The organism is Spirochaetota bacterium (assembly GCA_035477215.1).
Classification (GTDB): Bacteria; Spirochaetota; UBA4802; order UBA4802; family UBA5368; genus MVZN01.
Map to the genome: position 1 here is coordinate 205,086 of DATIKU010000058.1, position 20,101 is coordinate 225,186.

A 20,101-nucleotide genomic window follows, 5' to 3' on the forward strand; every position below is an offset into this window, starting at 1 on the left:
CCCGCCTTCTCGTCGTACTTATTCCGATTGTTTCGGAAAGCGAGGGCGCGACCTGTGGAGAAAGCGGAAGATAGCTTTTTCGCGCTTTGTTTCGCGCACGACATCACTATCATATCGTCCTCCGTTTACCGTCGTCCTTAAAAAAATCAATCATTATTTCTTCGCCGCCATGGCGCAATTCGGCGCCTTGAAGTCAGCCGGTGCCCTGCGTGTGGCCAGCGCGGTCGGGATATATATGATTCAAGTAATCGTTACGCGTTATTATTCCAACGATCCTGCCGTCTTCGATTATGGGAATAAGACCGATCCCTTTTTTAAAGAAGATGTCCTCGAGCTCCCTGACGGTGGTGCATACCGTTCCCGTAATGAGCTTCTTCGTCATGTACGCCTTTACGGGAGCGTGCATCTGCGAGGCCTTTCTGCCTTTCATGATGTCCCTGAGCGTAATGATCCCCGAAAGTGCGCCGTTTTCATCGACAACCGGCGCTCCCGTAAAGTTGGATGATTCGAGAAACATCGACGCTTCGAGCAGTGTCCACCCCTGCGACACGACCGGCACATCGCGCGTCATGAGTCCGGAGGCGACCGCCGCGGGCGCAAGCGATGAATCGATATGACCGATGAACTCGCGAAACACCTCCCCTCCGGTTCTTCCCTTGACGAGCGCGGACGAGGCCCGCTCGTGGCCCCCTCCGCCGAACCGCCTCATAAGATCGTTAACCGCTATGCGATCGTGCCTGCTTCGCGCAATGATCAGCACGCTTTTCTCGTCCTTAAAATTGAAAACGGTGAACAGCGCGTCCACGTCCTCTACGTCGAATATCTTTTCCACCACCGCGGCAAGCCCGCCCGCCTGCCGGTCCATTACGACATAGCTCAGGCCGACGAGGTTTCCCTGAAAGTCCTGGTACACCATTTCATTCAAGATCTGCTGGAAGAGCGACATCTGGTGCTCTTCCTTGAGCGACTTGAGCACCCTTGCCACGACCGCGAGCGAGGCCTTCTGGTCCATGAGGAACGAGGCCGCCATAAAGTCTTCAGCGGTGACGCTCTCATGTGTGAAGTTGCCGGTATCGGCGTAAATGCCGGCGAGCGCGATCGTGGCCTCGTCCGGTCCGAGGACGACGCCGCGACGTATGAGCTCTATCCCGAAAAAGGTGGTGTTGGCGCCGAAAGAGTTGCCGCACACGGTCGCGCCCGGGATGTCCGCCGAGTCCGCAGGATGATGGTCGTAAATGGTGACCGTCCCGGTGCGCGCGCCGATCAGCGAGGCGAATTCCTTGACTCTCCCCATGGAGCGCGTGTCCACAACGATGACGTTTTCAACCGGTCCGCTCTTTACCTCCTCGATTTGACGGAAATCAATGACCGGCTGGTAGATATTATAGAGGTTCTGCGCTACCGGATGGATGAGCCTGCTGCGCACCGCCACGTACCCGGGGTTAAGCCGCCGTGCGAGGACCATCGAGCCGATGCAGTCCAGGTCCATGTTTGTATGGCCGATGATGATGTTCATGCGCGGCCCGACCCGGCATCAAAGGCCGTTTCCGCGGTTTCCGTCTTCATGCCTTCATGGTTGTTCGGATACAGTACGGTGACGTTTTTCATTCCCGCCGCAAGGAGCGCGTCGGTAACGGCGGCAATATCGCGCGTCATGTCGAGGCAGGCCCCGGGCCATGATCCGGCGAGGAACGACGATACGGAATAATCTCGACAGCCGGACGATCCCTCAATATCGGCTATGATGAAGACGTTTTCAAAACGCACGCTCAGCCGCACCTCCGACACAGTCGACGCACCGGTCCGACATCAATCCGGCGCTTTTCCGGATTAGTATGTCAGAGTGCATCAGGTGTGTCAACCGAAAGGGGGCCTGGCCGCGGCCACCTGTTCCGTTTACAGGCGGGCGATTAGGCTTTTAAGCGGCGTTTCGAACGAGGAGCGCGCGAGGTTTTCGACGATCCGGATGTTATGGGACCGTTGAACGTCTTGCCGCTGGGGCCGGCGTTGTGGTACTGCGCCGCAAGGAGCGGGTTCCCCCCGGCCATTTGGAGACACCGTTTGAGGATGGCGGTGCCGGTCATGATGTTGAGACAGGGCCAGTAGAGATCCCCGGCATCCCCGCGGTACCTGAAAGGCATAACCTGCACGAGCCCGCTCGTCGATTATTTCGATGCCGCCGCCGGATTTATCTTCATGGCGTAGATCACCGCTTCCTCTTCCATGCAGAAATACTCGTGCCGCCGCCACGCGTCGATCATGTCGGTGTTGTGTTTGCTCATGAAGTGTTCGTTCTCGCCGGTGATGAGCATCATGTACGCCTTCGGCTTCGGATCGAAGCTGACGATGATTCTGGGGGCCGATGCGAGGTCAGCGACGAACGGCGGCGCGACCTCCGAAAAGCGCGCGCGATTGTTCGTCTCGCCGTCGCCCTCGAAGGGGAACGGCCCGTAGTTGACCAGCGGCCTGAACAGCGCCGACTTGCCGAGCACGTGGTCGAAGCGTATTACGTGCATCTTCCCCCATGCCCATTTGGAAGGCTCGGCCGTCCCGAAGTGTTTCGCCAGGAGCGTACACGTCTCGCCGAAGGCGCGCGTCGCTATTTCGGCAATGCCCTCCTTTTCCGGGGTCAGGACATCGTCGAAGAAGACGCTTCCATTTTGGACCATATCGAGTAAACGCTCCATGCTGACATAGCGCTCGCTTATGTATTCTGTCGCAATTTCTTCTCCCAGTTCGTCCGCCAGGGTCTGGTAGGCCAGGCGCACGTAAAAGGTATTGTAGATGGATGCACCGGCCGAATCGACGGCGCTGTTTCCGTCCCATGCCAGCAGCAGGTCGCGGGCCTTCTTTACCGCTTCGTCCCCGGCGTCGATCTTTACGTGTTTCTTGACTGCATCCTGGATCTTCCGCGCGAGAACCGTTCTGGTGTCGGTCTGGGCCTTTTTCATGTATTCAACGTCGATGCCCTTTTTATCGCGCAGCATGCGCGCGATGTTCTCGTACCGGTAGCCAGGGGCGTAGGTGCCGTTGAGCTCGTACGGATAGTCCTTAACGTTTTTGTTGTTGGCGGTGGCGAGAAAGCCGCGCGCCGGGTTTTTGACCATAGGATATTTGTCGTCGGGCACGTTGCCCTTCCAGTTGCGATGCACTTTTTCACCGTCCTGGATCAGGTTCCCCGTCCCCTTCTCGCGCAGCGGCAGCGATCCGATCACCCGAAATGCGATAGTGCCTCTGTCGTCCGCATAAGCCAGGTTCTGCGGGGATATGCGTATGGCTTTAGCTCCCCGCATGAATTCCTCGTAATTTTTAGCCGTATTCATTTGCAAAAAGCCCCGGTAATCGATGGCGTCGAAACCCGTCCAGTCCAGGCTCACATCGAAGCCGAGGTCCTTGAAGACCTCGGTGAGAATGGGCTTTTTGCCCGCGTAGTAGATGCTCTTCGTAACCGGGTCCTTGCCCTTTATTGCGAACACTTCTTTTCGCTCCGATAGCGGAATCTCCTTCCCTCCATGACGATAGGTCTTTTTGTCCCAGTTTATCGTTTCTTTAAACAGGTCGACCATGTCCGCGCCCTGGTTGGTAAGCCCCCAGGCGCAGTTTTTATTATACCCCGAGGCGATAAACGGGAGGCCCACAACCTGGGCCCCGGTCGCCTCGAAATCGCCAGCGCGAACCCGTATCAAATAGAAGTCGTTGGGGAGCTTTGACTGGTGAACCTGCATGTCGGTGCAGAGGATGGCCCCTCCATGCGCCGTGAGCGCGGGACCCACGGCCCAGTTGTTCGACGCCGAACGGCATCCGAGCAGCCAGTCGAGCTTTTTTAGCGCTATTGCGAACGCCGCATCGCCCGCGCGGGAAGAAGCGATATCATCGACGATGGTCGGGGTGCCGGCCGGGATGAGGCCGAGGAGCTTCGATCCCTTCTCCGTGCCGAGTTTTTTGAGTATACGATGATAGAGGAGCTCGTGCTTCATATTGTAGGCCAGGCTCCAGTTCAACATCATGCCCACCAGCGCCGAGTCCGAGATCTCCCACTTCTCCTTCTTCATGCCCAAAAGCTTCATGTAGGCGTTCGGGCCGTTTTTATCGAGGTAATAATTGACGCCGTCAACGTATCGCTGATTGAGCGCGCGGAATCGCGGGTCGAGTTTTTTCGCATAGTCCTTCGCGCGTTCGTTGAAGCCGACGCCGCGCAGGAAGATGTCCTTGGAAAGCTCCTTCTCGCCGGCGAACTCGGAGATTCTGCCCTGGCCCACCCTGCGCGTGAATTCCATCTGGAACATGCGGTCCTGGGCGTTTACGAAGCCCCAGGCGAAGAAAAGGTCTTCCATGGTCCGCGCCGTCACGGTGGGCACGGCATAGCGGTTACGCTCGACGTTGACGGGGTGCGAAAGTCCAGGCGCGGTGATGTCCGAAGTATAGTTCGGCAGGCCGTTTCTCAGAAAACAGTAGGCGCCTGCGATTACGAGGATTATGACGAGTGCGATGACGATAAGCAGCTTTTTCATTGCCGACCTCCTGGTGGATGAAGCTTTATACACTGCGGTGGAAGGTTTGTCAAGCGAGGGGAAAGACGAAAAATTAGCGATATGCCGGCAATGCCATGCCAGGTTGAATCGATACCACTGAGAGCGGTTGAACCTTCTGGTCGAGGCTCGGCAATCCCCGAGAAGCACCCTGAAATACGGATATCATGGCAGCCGCCAGCGCACCGGGCGCGTTCAGCATTCGCTGTGAGGCCACTTTGCCATTCAGGCTGATATATGCTGACGCTCCCCCCAAAACCGCGTTGATCACCGCCGAATAACCGTCCGCCCTTATATACGAACCGTGCTCGTCCAGACGCCTCTGCACGCCAGACAGGAATCGAACCTGTGACCCACAGCTTAGAAGGCTGTTGCTCTATCCGACTGAGCTACTGGCGCGTATTCGGGGTGATAGGATTCGAACCTACGACACCCTGGTCCCAAACCAGGTGCGCTACCGGACTGCGCTACACCCCGCGCTGATTGAATCCTGATATATCCCGCGAAAAACCGTGTCAACAGAATTTTTCTCACGCTGACGTACGCGCAGATCTCAGGAAATGCGGCCCCACTCTTTTTCTATGAGGCCGCGGACGTGGCCGATGAACGCATCTTTCGAAACGCGCTCGACCTCGCTCCCGCGGCGAAGCTTCACCTCTATCTCGCCATCCTTGAAAAAACTTTTGCCGACGGTTACCCGTACGGGCATGCCGATGAGATCCGCATCGGCAAACTTAACGCCCGGGCTCGCCTTGCGGTCGTCGTAGAGCACCTCGATCCCGGCGTTCGAGAGCATCCCGTAAATCTCATCAACAGCGGAGATTTCATCCTCTGATTTGGCGATACCGACAAGGTGCACCTGGAACGGGGCGACGGTCATGGGCCAGGAGATGCCTTTATCGTCGTTGTGCTGTTCGATGACCGCCGCCATGGTGCGATTTATGCCGATGCCGTAGCACCCCATTATCGGATGCGCCGCCTTGCCGTTTTCGTCGAGCACGGTGAGGTTCATGGACTTTGTATATTTATAGCCCAGCTTGAAGATATGCCCCACCTCGATGCCCTTGCGCTCGTCCAGCGCCGCGCCGCACTGGGGGCACGCATCACCCTTTACGGCCGAGGTGATGTCGGCCTCCTGTGCAATAATGAAATCCCTGCCGGGGTTGACCCCCGTGTAGTGTTTGTCCTTCTCGTTCGCCCCGGTGATGGCGTTCCGAGCCGGGCGGATACCGAGGTCGAAGATCGTACGCACCGGCTTTTTATTGACCGGCCCCGCGAAGCCGACGGGCGCCGAGGTGACCTGCTCCACGACCGCATCGGTAGCAAGCTCCACTTCAAGCGCGCCGAGGGCGTTTTTAAGCTTTACCTCGTTGATCTCCCTGCCGCCGGGCACCACCGCCATTACCGGCTTGCCGTCGGCGAGATACACAATGCTCTTCAGAAACGTGTCGGCCCCGCATTTAAAAAAGACGGCCAGATCGTCTATGGTCCTGACGTTCGGCGTGTCGACAACGCGCAGTTCCTCCAGTTGGTCCGATTTCGCGGCCTCGCTCCTGCGGTACTGTGCGCGCTCCTGGTTGGCTTTGTAGCCGCAGGCGGCGCACAGCAGCAGCACCTCCTCGCCCACCTCGGATGCCACCATAAACTCCTCGGAGGTGCTTCCGCCCATGGAGCCCGTGTCGGCCTCGACCGGAATGGTTTCGATCCCGCAACGGCTGAATATGTTACGGTACGCCTTGCGCATCGCCTGGTACGAACGCTCGAGGCCCTCCTCGTCCATGTCGAAGGAATAGGCGTCCTTCATTATAAACTCCTTGCTGCGCATCACGCCGTAGCGTGGCCGGATTTCGTCGCGGAACTTTGTATTGATCTGGTAGGCGTTAAGCGGCAGGTCGCGGTACGATGATACTATGGAGCGCACGGCGGCCGTGAAGGCCTCCTCGTGCGTGGGGGCCAGGGCGTATTCCATTCCGTTGCGGTCTTTTATGCGGATCATCTCCTTGCCCATGGCCTCCCAGCGCCCCGACTCCTTCCAGAGGTCGGCGCTGGTGAGCTCGGGCATGAGGAACTCGAGCGCGCCGGCGCGCTCCATTTCCTCGCGCACGATGTCGGTGATCTTGCGTAAAACGCGGAAGCCGAGCGGCAGGTACAGGTACATGCCCGCGGATTCCTTTCTGATCAGGCCGGCCCGAAGCATCAGCCGGTGGCTCATCACAACCGCGTCGGAGGGGTCTTCCCTGAGAGTCGGCACGAGGTATCGGGTGAATCTCATAATGGCAGTCGCGCTCCTGAATGTTATCTGTTGGGACGACAATTCCCGGGGAATAGCCTGTCATTGCGAGCCCCGGGCGTATCGTGGACTGGAAATCTCTTTACACGAAGCTCCATAAACCGGCGTACCGTCTTTTGAGATCGCCGCGTCGGCCTGCGGCCTCCTCGCGATGACGTGTTTCTCGCGACATCCTGTCATTGCGAGCCCCGGGCGTATCGGGGCGTGGCAATCTCTTTATTGGATCAAGTTCCGAAAATTTCGGCCTTTTCCCTTCCTCGAGATCGCCACGTTTCACGAGACAGTATATTCCCCGCGACTTTTGTCACTCCCTTTTCTGTTCTGATTACACAACAGCGTCCTGATTGACAAGAATAAATTATCCTTTCACGCCGGCAATTGATTATTAACATTTTCTTGATATATTCATCATAAATGCTTTAATAATACCGGATTATAAGGATACAGTAAATTATCCACTACCGGACGGTCTATATGTAACCGCGGCCGGGGTGAACGGAAGGGATCGGTCCGATGGAAGAAAAAATCTCCGTAAAAAACCTTACATTCTATTACGGGAACAATCCCGCGGTCACCGAAATAAGCCTCCCGGTGTATAAAAACACCGTCCTCGCGCTCATCGGGCCGTCAGGCTGCGGCAAATCGACCTTCATCCGGTGCATCAACCGCATGAACGACATCATCGCCAATACCCGCGTGGAGGGGGAGCTCCTTATCGATGGCATGTCAATCTACGACCGCAACTACGATGTGACACGGCTCCGCCGCAGGGTCGGCATGGTCTTCCAGAAATCGAATCCCTTTCCGAAATCCATCTTCGAGAACATCGCCTATGGCCTGCGCATAAACGGGCTGAAAAACCGCTATGATATAGAGAGCCGCGTGAAATCCTCGCTCAAGAACACCGCTCTCTGGGAAGAGGTGAAAGACCGTCTGAACGAGTCAGCCCTCGAGCTTTCGGGCGGCCAGCAGCAGCGCTTGTGCATAGCGCGCACCATCGCCATCGAACCGGAAATCATTTTAATGGATGAACCCGCCTCGGCGCTCGATCCCATTTCCACACAGAAGATCGAAGAGCTCATCCAGGACCTCAAGAAGCGGTACACCATCGTTATCGTGACCCACAACATGCATCAGGCGGCCCGCGTGAGCGACTACACGGCGTTTTTTTATATGGGAAGGTTGATCGAGCTCAACAGGACCGATATCATATTCACAAAGCCCGACAACGAAATGACTGAAAACTACGTAACCGGAAAATTCGGTTGATCGAGGAGGACGAAATGCCCACCCACCTGGAACAGAACCTGGAGAACATCCGCAGCAAGGTCTTCGAGATGGCCGATATCGCCATAGAGGCTATCGGGCGTTCGATCCAATCGCTCAAGAAAAGCGACGTTCGCATGGCGGAGGAGGTTCTGCAGCGCGACACAGTGCTCGACCAGCTCGAAATCGCCATCGACGAGGAATGCATACGGATACTCGTCACCAGACAGCCCGCCGCGGCCGATCTTCGTCTGGTGCTGTCACTTTTAAAGATCAATACCGACCTCGAACGCATCGGCGACCTCGCGACGAACATCGCGCGCGAGACCATCCGTCTCGACGGCAAACCGACCCTCAAACCCCTCGTGGACCTGCCGGTCATGGCGAAGATGTGCATCGAGATGATCAAGGACTCGTTCCAGGCCATAACCGAGAAGAACGTTGCGCTCGCCAAAAGCGTAATTGGCCGCGACAGGGACATCGACGACCTCAATACTCAGGTTTACCGCGAGCTCATCTCGTACATGCTTGAGAACCCGCATACCATCACCCAGGCGCTCGGGCTCATCATGGTATCGAAGGCCCTCGAGCGTATTGGGGACCACGCGACGAATATCTCCGAAAAAGCTGTGTACATCATCGAAGGCCTGGATATACGCCACCAGTAAGCCCGAAAAAAGGCGGCACTGCCCATGAAGAAAAAGATTTTTGTCGTCGACGACGAGAAGGACATCCAGGAAATCCTGAAGGTGAACCTCTCGCTTCAGAACTTCGACGTGCGCGTGTTTTCCTCCGGCGAGGATGCCCTGGCCGAGCTTAAAAACGGCCTGCCCGACCTTATCCTGCTCGACATCATGATGGATGGGATGGACGGTTTCGAATTCTGTAAAACGCTGCGTACGAACGCCGATTACAGGGATGTCCCCGTTATATTTCTCTCGGCCAAAACCGAGGAGTTTGACAGGGTCCTCGGGCTCGAGCTCGGTGGCGACGACTATATTTCAAAGCCATTCAGCATTAAGGAGATCGGCGCCCGCGTCAAGGCGGTGCTCAGACGGACCGACACCATGACGCGGCAGATACTCATCGAAAAGAAGATCGCCTACAAGGGCGTCGAGCTGTTTCCCGAGAAATACGCCCTCAAGATAGACGGCAAGAGCGTCAAACTCACCAAGACCGAGTTCGAGATACTCTTTCTTTTTCTCAGACACCAGGAGAAGATATTCACCCGCGACAACATCATCGACAGTATCCGCGGAGACGACGTATACGTGATCGATCGGACCATCGACGTGCATATAATGAACCTCAGAAAAAAGCTCGGCAAATATAAAAACATCATTAGCACATTTTCAGGCGTCGGCTACGGCTTCAGGGAATAACCGCCGTACGGAGCAAGGTCGTGTTGAACAAATTCAGATATAAAATGATATTCTTTTATACGGCTTTGACGTTTGTCATCGGACTGTTCTTTTTCTTTTTTTTCATCGACCTGGCAAGGAACACTCACCTGTCTATCATCCGAAAGAACCTCGCCGAAAAGGCCAAACTCACGGAGGTCTTTCTTGAGCGCGGCGGCACCTTGCATGCGCGCGATTTTCGCGCGCTGAACGACGAGGTTCGACGTATCTCCTCGATAATCAATCTACGCGTCAGTGTGATCGATTTGAACGGGAATGTGCGCGGGGACTCCTCCCGGGACGTGGAAACCCTCGACAATCACTACTTCAGAAAAGAGGTCCGGCAGAGCATCGAGGAAGGCCACGGTGAGAGCATGCGCTACAGCAATTCCCTTCGAACCGAAATGCTCTACAGCGCCCTGAGGAGCAACGGTTATATCATACGTCTCGCAAAACCCCTGGATGAAATCGATCAGAGCGTGGCGCGCGTTCGCAACATCAGCATGTCAGTAATAGGCGGGCTCCTCCTTCTGGCGTTTCTCGTAAACATGGCCATCTCGAAGGTCATAACCAGGCCCCTCAACGAAACAATCGATTTCGTCGAGGATTTCGCCCATGGCGACCTTGCCAGGCGCATATTCAACTACAGCGACGACGAGGTGGGCAGGCTCCAGAAGTCGCTTAACCGCCTCGCGGACTCCATGCAGGACAAAATCAACACGCTCGTTCTTGAACAGAACAAACTCGAAGTCACAATCGAGAACATCAACGACGGCATCGCCGTTATCGATGGCAATAAAAAGATAGTGCTTTTGAACAAAGCCTTCAGCGTCCTTATGGAAATGAAGACCCGGCCTCACGGCAGGTATTTTTACGAGACGATCAGGAACAGCACCCTTAACGCGAGCATTGAAAGGAGCCTTGCTGACGGGGACAAATCGCGCTTCGAGATGGAACTGCTCAGCGGTGTGAGCCTGGAGGTCAATATCAACCCCATCCGCGAGGAGAAGACTCTGCAGGGCGTCCTCATCGTAGTGCACGACGCCACCGAACGCAAACGGATCATGCGCATAAAAACCGAGCTGGTCGGCAACCTTTCGCACGAACTCAAGACGCCGATCACCATACTGAAAGGATACCTGGAAACGATCCGCGAGCACCTTCACGACCCGGTTTCCACCGCCGGCTTTCTCGAAAAGGCGCTGCTCAACATCGACCGCCAGAACTCGATTATCAACGACATGCTCAAGCTCAATATGCTCGAGACCGCCCCGGTCTTCCCGCTTGAACAGATAAGCGTGGTCGACATCATCACCAACTGCGTCAATATCCTCGCACCAAAGATACGCGAGCGGGGCATTACCCTCGTACCCGAGCTCGGCGATTCCCGGCTGGAGGTCAAGGGCAACCGATTTCTTGTTGAGGAGGTCTTCTTCAACCTTATCGACAACGCCATTAACTATAACAGGCCCGGCGGGAGCATAGGAGTAACAGCCGAAATACGGCCGGCATCGCTCGTCATCTCCGTTACTGATACCGGAATCGGCATTCCCGAGGAATCACGCGAGCGCATTTTCGAGCGTTTTTACCGGGTGGATAAAAGCCGGTCGCGCGCGACGGGAGGCACCGGACTCGGGCTATCAATCGTCAAACACACGGTCGATCTGCTGGGCTGGGAGATCTCGGTAAAATCAGGCATTGCGGGAACGGCGTTCGTGGTTGAGATCCCGTATGCCACGTGACGGGGGGAGAGATTCAAATACCGGCAGGACTGAAAGAACAGCCTCTCACAGGTTTCCCTTCATCCGTTTGCGAAAACGGTACCGGGTGATAAGGCCCGCGAGGTTGAGGAGAAGAACGAGCATGATCAGGACTATCGCCGTACCGTACTGTATATGCCGCGTCTCGTCGATGTAAAGCCCGGCCGTTGCCATGACGAAAATATGGTACGGCAGGGCCATCACTTCACTGAATATCGAATCGGGCAGTGTCGGCGTATAGAAAGCCGCCGCGGTGAACATTATGGGCGCCGTCTCGCCGGCCGCCCTTGCGAGTGACAGCATCACGCCGGTGAGTATGCCCGGAAGTGCGTTTGGAATAACGATCTTGTAGATGGTCTGCCACCTGGTCGCGCCGAGCGAAAGCGACGCCTCGCGGAATGTTCTGGGCACCGTAATCAGCGCCTCCTCGGTCGAGCGTATGATGACCGGGAGGTTCAGGATGCCGAGCGTGAGCGATCCGGCGAGTATCGACACTCCGAAACCGAAATACACGACAAAGAGTCCCAGTCCGAACAGCCCGAACACGACCGATGGCACCCCGGCGAGATTATTGATGCCCAGACGGATGATCTTCACCATCCGGGGATTGCTGGCGTACTCGGAGAGGTAGATAGCGGTGACGATGCCGATTGGAATCGAAATTACCGAAGCGCCTACCATCAGATAAAATGTCCCCAGGATCGCGGGCAGAATACCGCCCTCCCGCATTTCGTTGCGCGGCATCTCCGTGAGGAAGCTGAGCGATATGGCCGACGCGCCCTCCTTGAAGATATATCCGAGCAAGAGCACGAGAAATACAAGTACCACGAAAGAAAAAAAACGCATCAGGGCGAACATCACCTTTTCTACGATGTCAGCCCTGTGTTTCAGCTTTCCAGCTTCTTTAAATGGATCCCCGCCCGAATGTGAAGTAGTTCGCACCATACAGCCTACATTTCCTTGAATTTATATTTGTTCGAAAGGTAATCGGCGATTATGTTAAAGATCATCGTGATAACGAAGAGAATGATAGCGATGGCAAAGAGCGCGTAATAATGGTCTCCCCGATGCGCAGCCTCCGCCATCTCCGCCGCGATATTGGCCGTGAGCGGCCGTATAGGATCGAATAACGACCCGGGGATGATCCCGGCGCCACCTGCCACCATCAGCACCACCATCGTCTCGCCGATGACCCTCGATATGCCCAGTATGATCGCCGTCCAGATTCCCGAGAGCGAGGCCGGCAGGGTGATGTGAAAGATTGTCTGCCACCGGTTCGCCCCCAGCGCATACGAGGCCTCCTTCAGGCTGATGGGGACCGAGGAAATGGCGTCCTCCGAGATGCTGGCGATGGTCGGGACCGCCATAAAGGCGAGCATGATGGCCGCGTTGGTCATGTTGAGCCCCGTGTCTATGTCGAAGTGGTTTTGTAGAAACGGGGCGACCACGACCATGCCGAAAAACCCGATGACTACCGACGGTATGGACGCTATGATTTCGATGACCGGCTTGATAATCTCCTTTGCCGTCGGATTGGCAAGCTCGGCAAGGTACACCGCCACTGCAAGGCTGAGCGGCACGGCGAAGACGCTGGCGAGCAGGGTTACCGCCAGCGACGCAATGATGAGCGGTGCGACACCAAACCGGGGGGGCGAATACGTGGGATACCAGCTCGTGCCGAAGAGGAAGTCGCTCACCCGGACTGTCTTGAACAGAGGGAGACCCTCGATCACAAGAAAGATCATGATCAGAAGCAAAAAAACCAGACAGCTCAGTCCGACCACGAAAAAGAGTTTGCTCAGGATAGCGTCGTACAGGATACTTCCCGTTGGAAAAGCCGATTTTTTCATTCTGCCTGTTTCCTGTGAAACCGCTTCATTCCGCTTTTTAATATGATCATACCGGCGCACAAATCTCAAGTCGTATTGTCGTGAACCATGTTTATAACCGGGGCTTTGCCGTGTCCCGTCCGCCTGTACCAATAACCCCCGATGGTGTTAACAAAATATGAAGAAAATATTTATAATTCATTTTGTCCCGCGCTTATCACAGGTCGTGACCAAAAAATACTTGATTTTGACGCAACCCGGGGTAGGTTCACCCAGTTGAATTATAGCCTGGCTGGGAATTAATCTTTCACACGGGGAACAGGAAGCGGTTTTTACATGAAATCCGGTAAAATGGCCGTAATTATCATGGTACTGCCCATCATGCTGGCAGGATGCGATGTTCCACAGGCGCGCTTCGCGTCTACAACGCACGATTTCGGCCAGACCGAACAGAACCGCGAGTTGCGGCACGTTTTCCGGTTTACGAACGCCGGAGGCTCGCCGCTTATAATTCACAAGATTCATCCCGGATGAGGCTGCACCGTTTTCCTTCTCTCCGAGAAGGAAATCCCCGCCGGCGGCGAGGGACGGATTGAAATAACGCTCGACACGGGGCACAGGACCGGAAAGATCGTGAAGCATATAACCGTCTACACCAACGATCCGCAAAAAACTTCCGTCCGGCTCAGCGTCGAAGCGACCGTAGCGAGACGGGAAAAGCCGCGCCGGGAGGGCCGATGAACAACACATGGGTAACGCTGCCAGGCTTACCCCTTCCGTTGGGCGCGAAGCTTGATAAAAACGGTGCGCAGTTTTCCATTTTCAGCCGCCATGCTTTTTCGGTCAGGCTGGTGCTTTTTGAACCGGGGAACGGCAAAAGCGGGGAGATATTGCTCGATCCCGTGTGCAACAGGACCGGTGATATCTGGCATATCTGGGTGGAGGGAATTCGCGAAGGACAGGCCTACGGCTATCGCATCGACGGCCCATACGTACCCGGCCGGGGCCACCGCTACAACCGCAACAAGCTCCTCCTCGATCCGTACGCACGTGCGGTAACCGGAAGCTTCAAGTGGGACCTTTCCGACGCCCGTGGCTTCGACCCGGATTCGCCCCTTGCAGATCTCTCGTTTTCGACGAAGGACAGCGCGCCTGCGGCTCCCAAGAGCATCGTTATCGACACGCAGTTCGACTGGTACGACCGCCAGATAGGCAACTCCTTCCAAAACAGCGTAATATACGAGCTCCATGTAAAAGGTTTCACTTACCATAAATCGTCGAACATTACGCACAGGGGCACTTTCAAGGGCCTTACGGAGAAGATCCCGTATCTGAAAGATCTCGGCGTAACGGCGGTTGAGCTCATGCCGATCCAGGAATTCGACGAAGACGAAAACACCCTTGTCAATCCGCGTACGGGCGAGCGGCTTAAGAATTACTGGGGTTACAGCACCTTCTCCTTTTTCGCTCCGAGGGGCCGGTACTCATCGGCGGGCTCATCGGGAGAACAATACGAAGAATTCAAGGAGATGGTGCGCGATTTCCACAACGCAGGAATCGAGGTGATCCTCGACATCGTATTCAATCACACCGCCGAGGGCGACCACCTCGGCCCCACCCTCTGTTTTCGCGGCATAGACAATTCCGTCTATTACATGTTAAAGGAGGACCGCCGCTACTACCAGAATTTCTCGGGGTGCGGCAACACCTTCAACTGCAACCACCCGCTGGTGCGCGATTTCATACTGGACTGTCTGCGCTACTGGGTCGTCGAAATGCATATTGACGGATTCCGCTTCGACCTCGCATCCATACTCGGCCGCGATCAGGACGGTAACATGTTGAACAATCCTCCCCTCATCGAGCGAATATCCGAGGACCCCATCCTGCGAAACGCCAAGGTAATCGCCGAGGCATGGGATGCGGGCGGCGCCTATCAGGTCGGTGATTTCCCCGGAAGGTGGGCCGAATGGAACGGCAAATTCCGCGACGACGTCCGGCGTTTCTGGCGGGGGGACGGCGGCTCAGTCGCCGGGTTCGCCACGCGGCTTGCCGGGAGCTCCGACCTGTACTGGGTCAAGGACAGCCCGCTGCACAGCATCAACTTCGTAACCTGTCACGACGGGTTTACGCTCAACGACCTTTTCTGCTATGGCGAAAAGCTCAACATCGAAAACGGGGAGGATAACCGGGACGGCGAAAACCACAACCTCGGCTGGAACTGCGGGCACGAGGGACCGGACGCCCCTCCGGAAGTGGAGCGCCTGCGCCGCCGCATGATCAAGAACATGCTCGCGACCCTGTTCGTTTCTCAGGGCGTGCCGATGCTTTTGGCGGGCGACGAGTTCAGGAGAACACAGCGCGGAAACAACAATGCCTACTGTCAGGACAACGAAATATCGTGGATCGACTGGACTTTTCTCGAAAAAAACCATGAAATATTCCGATTCTGCAAAAACATCATCCGATTCCGCATGGAGCACATCATCCTCCGAAAAAAAGGCTTTTTCAACGGCTCGACTGTCGAAGGCTTCACCTCCGCCGATATCGAATGGCACGGTCACGAAGGAAACGCCCCCGACTGGGGCGAGGACAGCCGGCAGATCGCCTGCCTTATCAGCGGCGAGTACGCGGTTCGCAAAAACGGCGAACCCGACAATGATATCTATATGGCCTTTAACGCTGGCGACAGGGACCTCGAATTCCTGGTCCCCGACGCGCCTTCCGGGCGTTTGTGGCGTATCGCGGTCGAAACCGCAAAGGACGCACCCGACGACATCCACGAAAATGGGAAGGAGCCCGCGCTGGGCCCCGGCACAATTAAAGTCGAACATCATTCCATGGTCGTTTTACTTGCGTGACGGTTTTTACCTGTTATTATTCCCCTCTTTCATGCCGAAAACTATACCAGAGTTGTTGCATAACCGGCAAATAACGCCGGTATCCTCCCGCCTGCGGCGGGGCGATGGCCGATATCGCCGGGATTTGCAACAGGTATGTTGTGTTGGTGCGATGTCGGCACGAATAGACTGATGTTCCCTTTTTTCGGGATATTGCGCCGATGAAGCGCGGCGGCCTCGCCATACAACGAGGCGCCCCGGCCGGGTATAGTTGTTGCCACGGCGACTCGTCTGCGGTATAATAGAAACATGAATACCATTCTCATTATAATCCTTATGGTCATACTCTTCATCCTCGCCTGGGCGCTTTTCGGCTCGGACGACCAGAGTTCGAAAACCCCCGGGGAAGGTGCCCAGCCAGAAGCGCTTCTAAGAAGAAGGGCCTCTGACAGGGAGATAGAGGAAAAATTCCCCGATCGTCAGGCTCAACCGCTACGACGCAAGAGCGACCTCGATTCCCTCGAGCACATGAAGGACATCTCCGGGGAATTTAAACTGCCGTATCTTACCGATGAAATAATAACCGAGACCTCGGGCTTCCGCGTCTACCGGAGGACGCTGATCAACGCCGAGATTTACGCAAAAAAGGGCGATTTCGCGACCGCCACATCCCTTTACGAGGGGGTCGTAGCGCGCATCAACGACCTGGAAACCAACCATAAAATTGAAGCGAATATAGAATACCTCAGGCGCTATCGCGAGTTTCTCAGCGCCAGGAAAAAAAAGGACGACCTCATCGAGGCCGCCTCGCCAAGGAAATCCCACGAATTGAAATTGAGCCTCGACGGCCCGCTCACCATACCGGACAGAATTCAAATAGGGATCACCGCACCGGCGCCGGCCGCTCCCGCCATCGACATCGACCAGATCGCCGAACAGATATCCCGCAAGCTCAACCTCGCCGGACCCGCTGCGCACGCCGATGAGGCCGAGCTCAACCGGTATCGCGACGAGGTAAACCGCCTGGACCGCCGGTTGAACGACCTTTCCGGAGATCTGGCCGCCCGCAGAGCCGCCGAGGAGGTCTATCGCAGGCCGACAATTATTGAGGCAAAGTACGAATCGCCCGTCCCTTTCATACTGGACCCCAAACCCATACTCGAGCTTCTCGAAAAGCTGCCGGCACGCCGCTCTCCCGAAACCGGCGATGATGCCGGGAAAACGTCTCCATCCGGAAAACAGCGGCTTCCCTCCGGTGCGGCCGCTTTGGAGGAGAGGGAGGAGTTCCGAAAAGAGACCGTCACCCGCGACGAAAAGGAGAGCCCGGATGAATGGGAGCTGCTCAGCAAATACGGGCGCGATGAAGAACAGCCGGCGGAGAACCTTTCGGATGAGGACATATTCGAAAAGATTATAAGCGAAGGCGCGCATAAGAGAAAGGATGACGTTGAAATCCTTGGCGACTCGAGGCCGGCCGATGAACTGGAGTACGATGCGCGCGACCGCGATCTGGAGCTTAAAAAAGAGGATGATGCGCGTTTTTATCGTAAATTTCTGCAGCATAACCGGCGCAAGGCGCGCGAGCTTCCGATTCTGAAGGTCAGTTACGATTTCTCCAAGCTTCCCGACGAATTCAGCCTCGCCCGAGAGAAGAACATTTTAGAGTACTCATACTACAAGTATAAACCGATGCTGGAACGCGCGGCGGAATACCTGAAAAAACGAAAGGTGAAGGACGCCATCAACTATTACAAGGTCGTCATGTCGCAGAACATCCCGCCCGAATTCAAAACCATGATTCGCAAGAACATCGGCGACCTCACCGAATATCTCGAAAAGTATCTCACCACCGATTAAAGGCTAATATCCGGTTTTCTCCTCGCAATCCCCATTTCGGTGGAATCCCCAAAGCCGGAAAGATAAGTTCAATCACCGCCGTCCCAGGGATTTTCAAAACGCCAAAAGCATCCGCCCGGTTTCAGCAGGCGATTTCGATTTTCGATGCGACATCGATCTCTCAATAAATTGATTTTTCAGCGACTGTCAAATGGGAACTTAAACGGGAGGCCCGTTGAGGCAGGACGCTTGCCAAGCACCGGATACCACTGAGGTCAGGTCTGCGCGCCCGGCAGGAGTCGAACCTGCGACCTGCGGATTCGAAGTCCGACGCTCTATCCAGCTGAGCTACGGGCGCATATATACCGCCGCGTCCGCAAGGCTGTCCGGACGCGATAGCCAATTAACGCACCGGGCGGGCCATTGTCAAGAAAAACACTCGGAACCAGGCCGCGCAGTCTGCCAACCGTGCCCAAATGGCTCGTCTCAATCGCAGCGCCCGGTGCGCGGCGAGGGAATGGCCGCTATGCTTCCACGCGATTGCGCCCGGCCTGCTTCGCCCTGTACAACGCCGCGTCCGCCGCTTCAATGAGCAGCCGCGGGGACGAGTCACGCTCCGCCGGCATGCCGGCCACACCGAGGCTTACGGTAAGCCTGTCCGATACGGCGGAATAACCGTGTGGGATGCCAAGCTCCTCGATCTCCCGGCGCATTGCTTCGGCGATGACGAGCGCCCCTTCGATGTCCGTATCAGGCAGTACGACCACGAATTCCTCTCCGCCGTAGCGCGCCACGAAATCTCCCGGCCGCTTCAGCGCCTCCGGCAGTGCCATCGCGACTTTCTGCAGCACCTCGTCGCCGGCGCGATGGCCGTAGTTGTCGTTGAAGAGCTTGAAAAAGTCAATGTCTATCATTATAAGCGCCAGAGTGGTCCGATTTCTCGCCGAACGCCGCCATTCGCGGTTTACAAATTCACTGAACCTCCTCCGGTTTGGAATCGCCGTCAGGTCGTCGAGGAAGGACAGGCTCTCCAGCATCAGGTTCGCGTCCTCGAGATCGCCCTTCTCCTCGAGCAGGGTTTCCACCTCCCTGAACGCCCGCGAGAAACGAATCGACAGAAGCATCGTCTGCGAGAACATAAAGAAGAACAATCCAAATGATGTCAGATAGGCTGTCTGGATAACCTGGTTATTGTGGAGCAGATCGTTAACTATTGCCGCGAAGAGAAAAATGAATCCCGCTACAAAAATCACGGCTCCTTCCCTGCCACGCGACGCGGCCTTAATCAATACGTACAACGCGTACACGCACCCGGCGACAATGAGCGCCTGAAATGCCCGAAGCGCATGCGTGAATACCAGCGCCGGCGTGAATACCACAACCGCAGTCAGGAGTATTGCCGACACCTGGTACGCGCGCACGATGCGCCGGTCGAACTCATCGGGAAAGAGTGAACGCAGAAACATGGTGAAAAACGCCGGGCCGCAGTATATGCTCGCATAGGACACCTTGACCAGAATTTCCCAGGGAATGGACGACCAGATATGTGTCAGATAGTATTGCCCGGAGGCCAGGCCCCGTACACCGATGCACATCCCGAACAGGCTGAAAAAGAGCGGCGATGGGTCCTTTCTGCGAAGCAGGTAAAGGCCGAAGTGGTACAAGGATATAATGAGGATGCTGCCGAAAAGAAACATCTCGAACGCGATGCTCTTTTCACGGATTACTCGGATATCCTCCTCGAGCCCGAACACTATACTGTTGGCGGGCCCGCCTCTGAGATGGTGAAAATTTGAGATAAAAAGCGCGACCTCCGCTCCACCCCCGCGGGAGGCGTAATCGCATACCCTTGGGACCCATTCAGGCTTCGACGCATCCGCACAGGTGCCGAAGGTTCCGCCCGAACATATCCGTTCTCCATCAATCATAAGTATATAGGCGGTGTCCAGGTCCGGAAAGCTGAAGGCGAGACGCCGCTCGCCCGGCGGGAGAATCAGCCTGAGGCGGTACGCGGCGTACCCGGTCCCGCCGGCAGTTTTGCCGTCGACAAGAATTTTATTCCAGCTTCCCGGCATGCGGACATACTGTTTCACCGGAGAGTTCGGCGCATGCGAGTTGCCAGGGGCAGATTGCCAGTGAAACTCCCATTCTCCGTCAAGTCGAACGACGCCGTCACGCTCAAAGTTCCATGCTCCCAGATCCATCAAGCCCTTCACGGCCTCCGGGACAACCGCTCCCCGCGCGCGATCACCACAGGCGCTTAACAGCGCCAGAGAAAACAGCACAAAACCAAGTCTTTTGATGCAAATGCCGTACATAAACCCCGCAACCAGCCAATCAGAGCCCATCCG

General features: G+C 56.0%; 15 protein-coding genes and 3 tRNA genes. 7 read left to right on the top strand and 11 right to left on the bottom strand.

The genetic code is table 11. The features are described from left to right. Window positions 1–193 precede the first annotated feature (193 nt). The 7 genes from VLM75_15445 to VLM75_15475 form a co-directional block, all read right to left on the bottom strand. Window positions 194–1,516: a CBS domain-containing protein gene (locus VLM75_15445; GenBank protein ID HSV98317.1), complete on the bottom strand. Its 1,323-nt coding sequence runs from the start codon at window positions 1,514–1,516 to the stop codon at window positions 194–196. Next, entirely contained in the window at window positions 1,513–1,767 is a 255-nt protein-coding gene (locus tag VLM75_15450) for a hypothetical protein (protein HSV98318.1), read from the bottom strand. The genes VLM75_15445 and VLM75_15450 overlap by 4 nt, the downstream gene beginning before the upstream one ends. A 143-nt stretch (window positions 1,768–1,910) precedes the next feature. Further along, the gene (locus VLM75_15455) at window positions 1,911–2,150 is read right to left on the bottom strand and encodes a lytic transglycosylase domain-containing protein (protein ID HSV98319.1); all 240 of its coding nucleotides are present in this window, start codon (window positions 2,148–2,150) and stop codon (window positions 1,911–1,913) included. 15 nt (window positions 2,151–2,165) lie between these two features. Next, window positions 2,166–4,511, bottom strand: a complete 2,346-nt coding sequence (locus tag VLM75_15460; protein HSV98320.1) for a penicillin acylase family protein — start codon at window positions 4,509–4,511, stop codon at window positions 2,166–2,168. 343 nt (window positions 4,512–4,854) lie between these two features. Further along, window positions 4,855–4,928: transfer RNA gene (locus VLM75_15465), tRNA-Arg, on the bottom strand. 4 nt (window positions 4,929–4,932) lie between these two features. Beyond that, a tRNA-Pro gene (locus tag VLM75_15470) sits at window positions 4,933–5,006 on the bottom strand. Window positions 5,007–5,082: 76 nt separating this feature from the next. Next, window positions 5,083–6,801 carry a proline--tRNA ligase gene (locus tag VLM75_15475; GenBank protein HSV98321.1) on the bottom strand — a complete coding sequence of 573 codons (1,719 nt, stop codon included), beginning with the start codon at window positions 6,799–6,801 and terminating at the stop codon, window positions 5,083–5,085. A 531-nt stretch (window positions 6,802–7,332) separates the two neighbouring features. Between VLM75_15475 and pstB the strand changes: the two genes are divergently transcribed. From pstB to VLM75_15495, 4 genes are read left to right on the top strand one after another with little or no spacing between them, the layout of a single operon-like run. Continuing rightward, a complete protein-coding gene (gene pstB, locus VLM75_15480) occupies window positions 7,333–8,088 on the top strand; it encodes a phosphate ABC transporter ATP-binding protein PstB (GenBank protein ID HSV98322.1) in 756 nt (251 codons plus the stop codon). A 14-nt stretch (window positions 8,089–8,102) separates the two neighbouring features. Beyond that, on the top strand, window positions 8,103–8,753 hold the full coding sequence (gene phoU, locus VLM75_15485; protein ID HSV98323.1) for a phosphate signaling complex protein PhoU: 651 nt from the start codon (window positions 8,103–8,105) through the stop codon (window positions 8,751–8,753). Between the two features lie 24 nt (window positions 8,754–8,777). Next, complete coding sequence (locus VLM75_15490) at window positions 8,778–9,467, top strand: response regulator (GenBank protein ID HSV98324.1); 690 nt, start codon at window positions 8,778–8,780, stop codon at window positions 9,465–9,467. A 23-nt stretch (window positions 9,468–9,490) separates the two neighbouring features. Beyond that, a complete protein-coding gene (locus VLM75_15495) occupies window positions 9,491–11,227 on the top strand; it encodes an ATP-binding protein (protein ID HSV98325.1) in 1,737 nt (578 codons plus the stop codon). A 45-nt stretch (window positions 11,228–11,272) separates the two neighbouring features. On the opposite strand, the gene pstA is transcribed toward VLM75_15495, so the two are convergent. Both pstA and pstC read right to left on the bottom strand, forming a co-directional pair. Next, window positions 11,273–12,190: a phosphate ABC transporter permease PstA gene (pstA, locus tag VLM75_15500; GenBank protein ID HSV98326.1), complete on the bottom strand. Its 918-nt coding sequence runs from the start codon at window positions 12,188–12,190 to the stop codon at window positions 11,273–11,275. A 5-nt stretch (window positions 12,191–12,195) separates the two neighbouring features. Then, window positions 12,196–13,095 carry a phosphate ABC transporter permease subunit PstC gene (gene pstC, locus VLM75_15505; GenBank protein ID HSV98327.1) on the bottom strand — a complete coding sequence of 300 codons (900 nt, stop codon included), beginning with the start codon at window positions 13,093–13,095 and terminating at the stop codon, window positions 12,196–12,198. 360 nt (window positions 13,096–13,455) lie between these two features. Here pstC and VLM75_15510 point away from each other — a divergent pair, with 360 nt between their 5' ends. The 3 genes from VLM75_15510 (at window position 13,456) to VLM75_15520 (ending at window position 17,771) form a co-directional block, all read left to right on the top strand. Continuing rightward, on the top strand, window positions 13,456–13,815 hold the full coding sequence (locus tag VLM75_15510) for a DUF1573 domain-containing protein (GenBank protein HSV98328.1): 360 nt from the start codon (window positions 13,456–13,458) through the stop codon (window positions 13,813–13,815). Next, the gene (gene glgX / locus VLM75_15515; protein HSV98329.1) at window positions 13,812–15,935 is read left to right on the top strand and encodes a glycogen debranching protein GlgX; all 2,124 of its coding nucleotides are present in this window, start codon (window positions 13,812–13,814) and stop codon (window positions 15,933–15,935) included. The genes VLM75_15510 and glgX overlap by 4 nt, the downstream gene beginning before the upstream one ends. Before the next feature lie 288 nt (window positions 15,936–16,223). Continuing rightward, window positions 16,224–17,771 carry a hypothetical protein gene (locus VLM75_15520; protein HSV98330.1) on the top strand — a complete coding sequence of 516 codons (1,548 nt, stop codon included), beginning with the start codon at window positions 16,224–16,226 and terminating at the stop codon, window positions 17,769–17,771. Between the two features lie 263 nt (window positions 17,772–18,034). On the opposite strand, the gene VLM75_15525 is transcribed toward VLM75_15520, so the two are convergent. Both VLM75_15525 and VLM75_15530 read right to left on the bottom strand, forming a co-directional pair. Continuing rightward, window positions 18,035–18,108, bottom strand: a tRNA-Arg gene (locus VLM75_15525). A gap of 166 nt (window positions 18,109–18,274) precedes the next feature. Next, window positions 18,275–20,098 carry a diguanylate cyclase gene (locus VLM75_15530; protein ID HSV98331.1) on the bottom strand — a complete coding sequence of 608 codons (1,824 nt, stop codon included), beginning with the start codon at window positions 20,096–20,098 and terminating at the stop codon, window positions 18,275–18,277. Window positions 20,099–20,101: the final 3 nt, after the last annotated feature.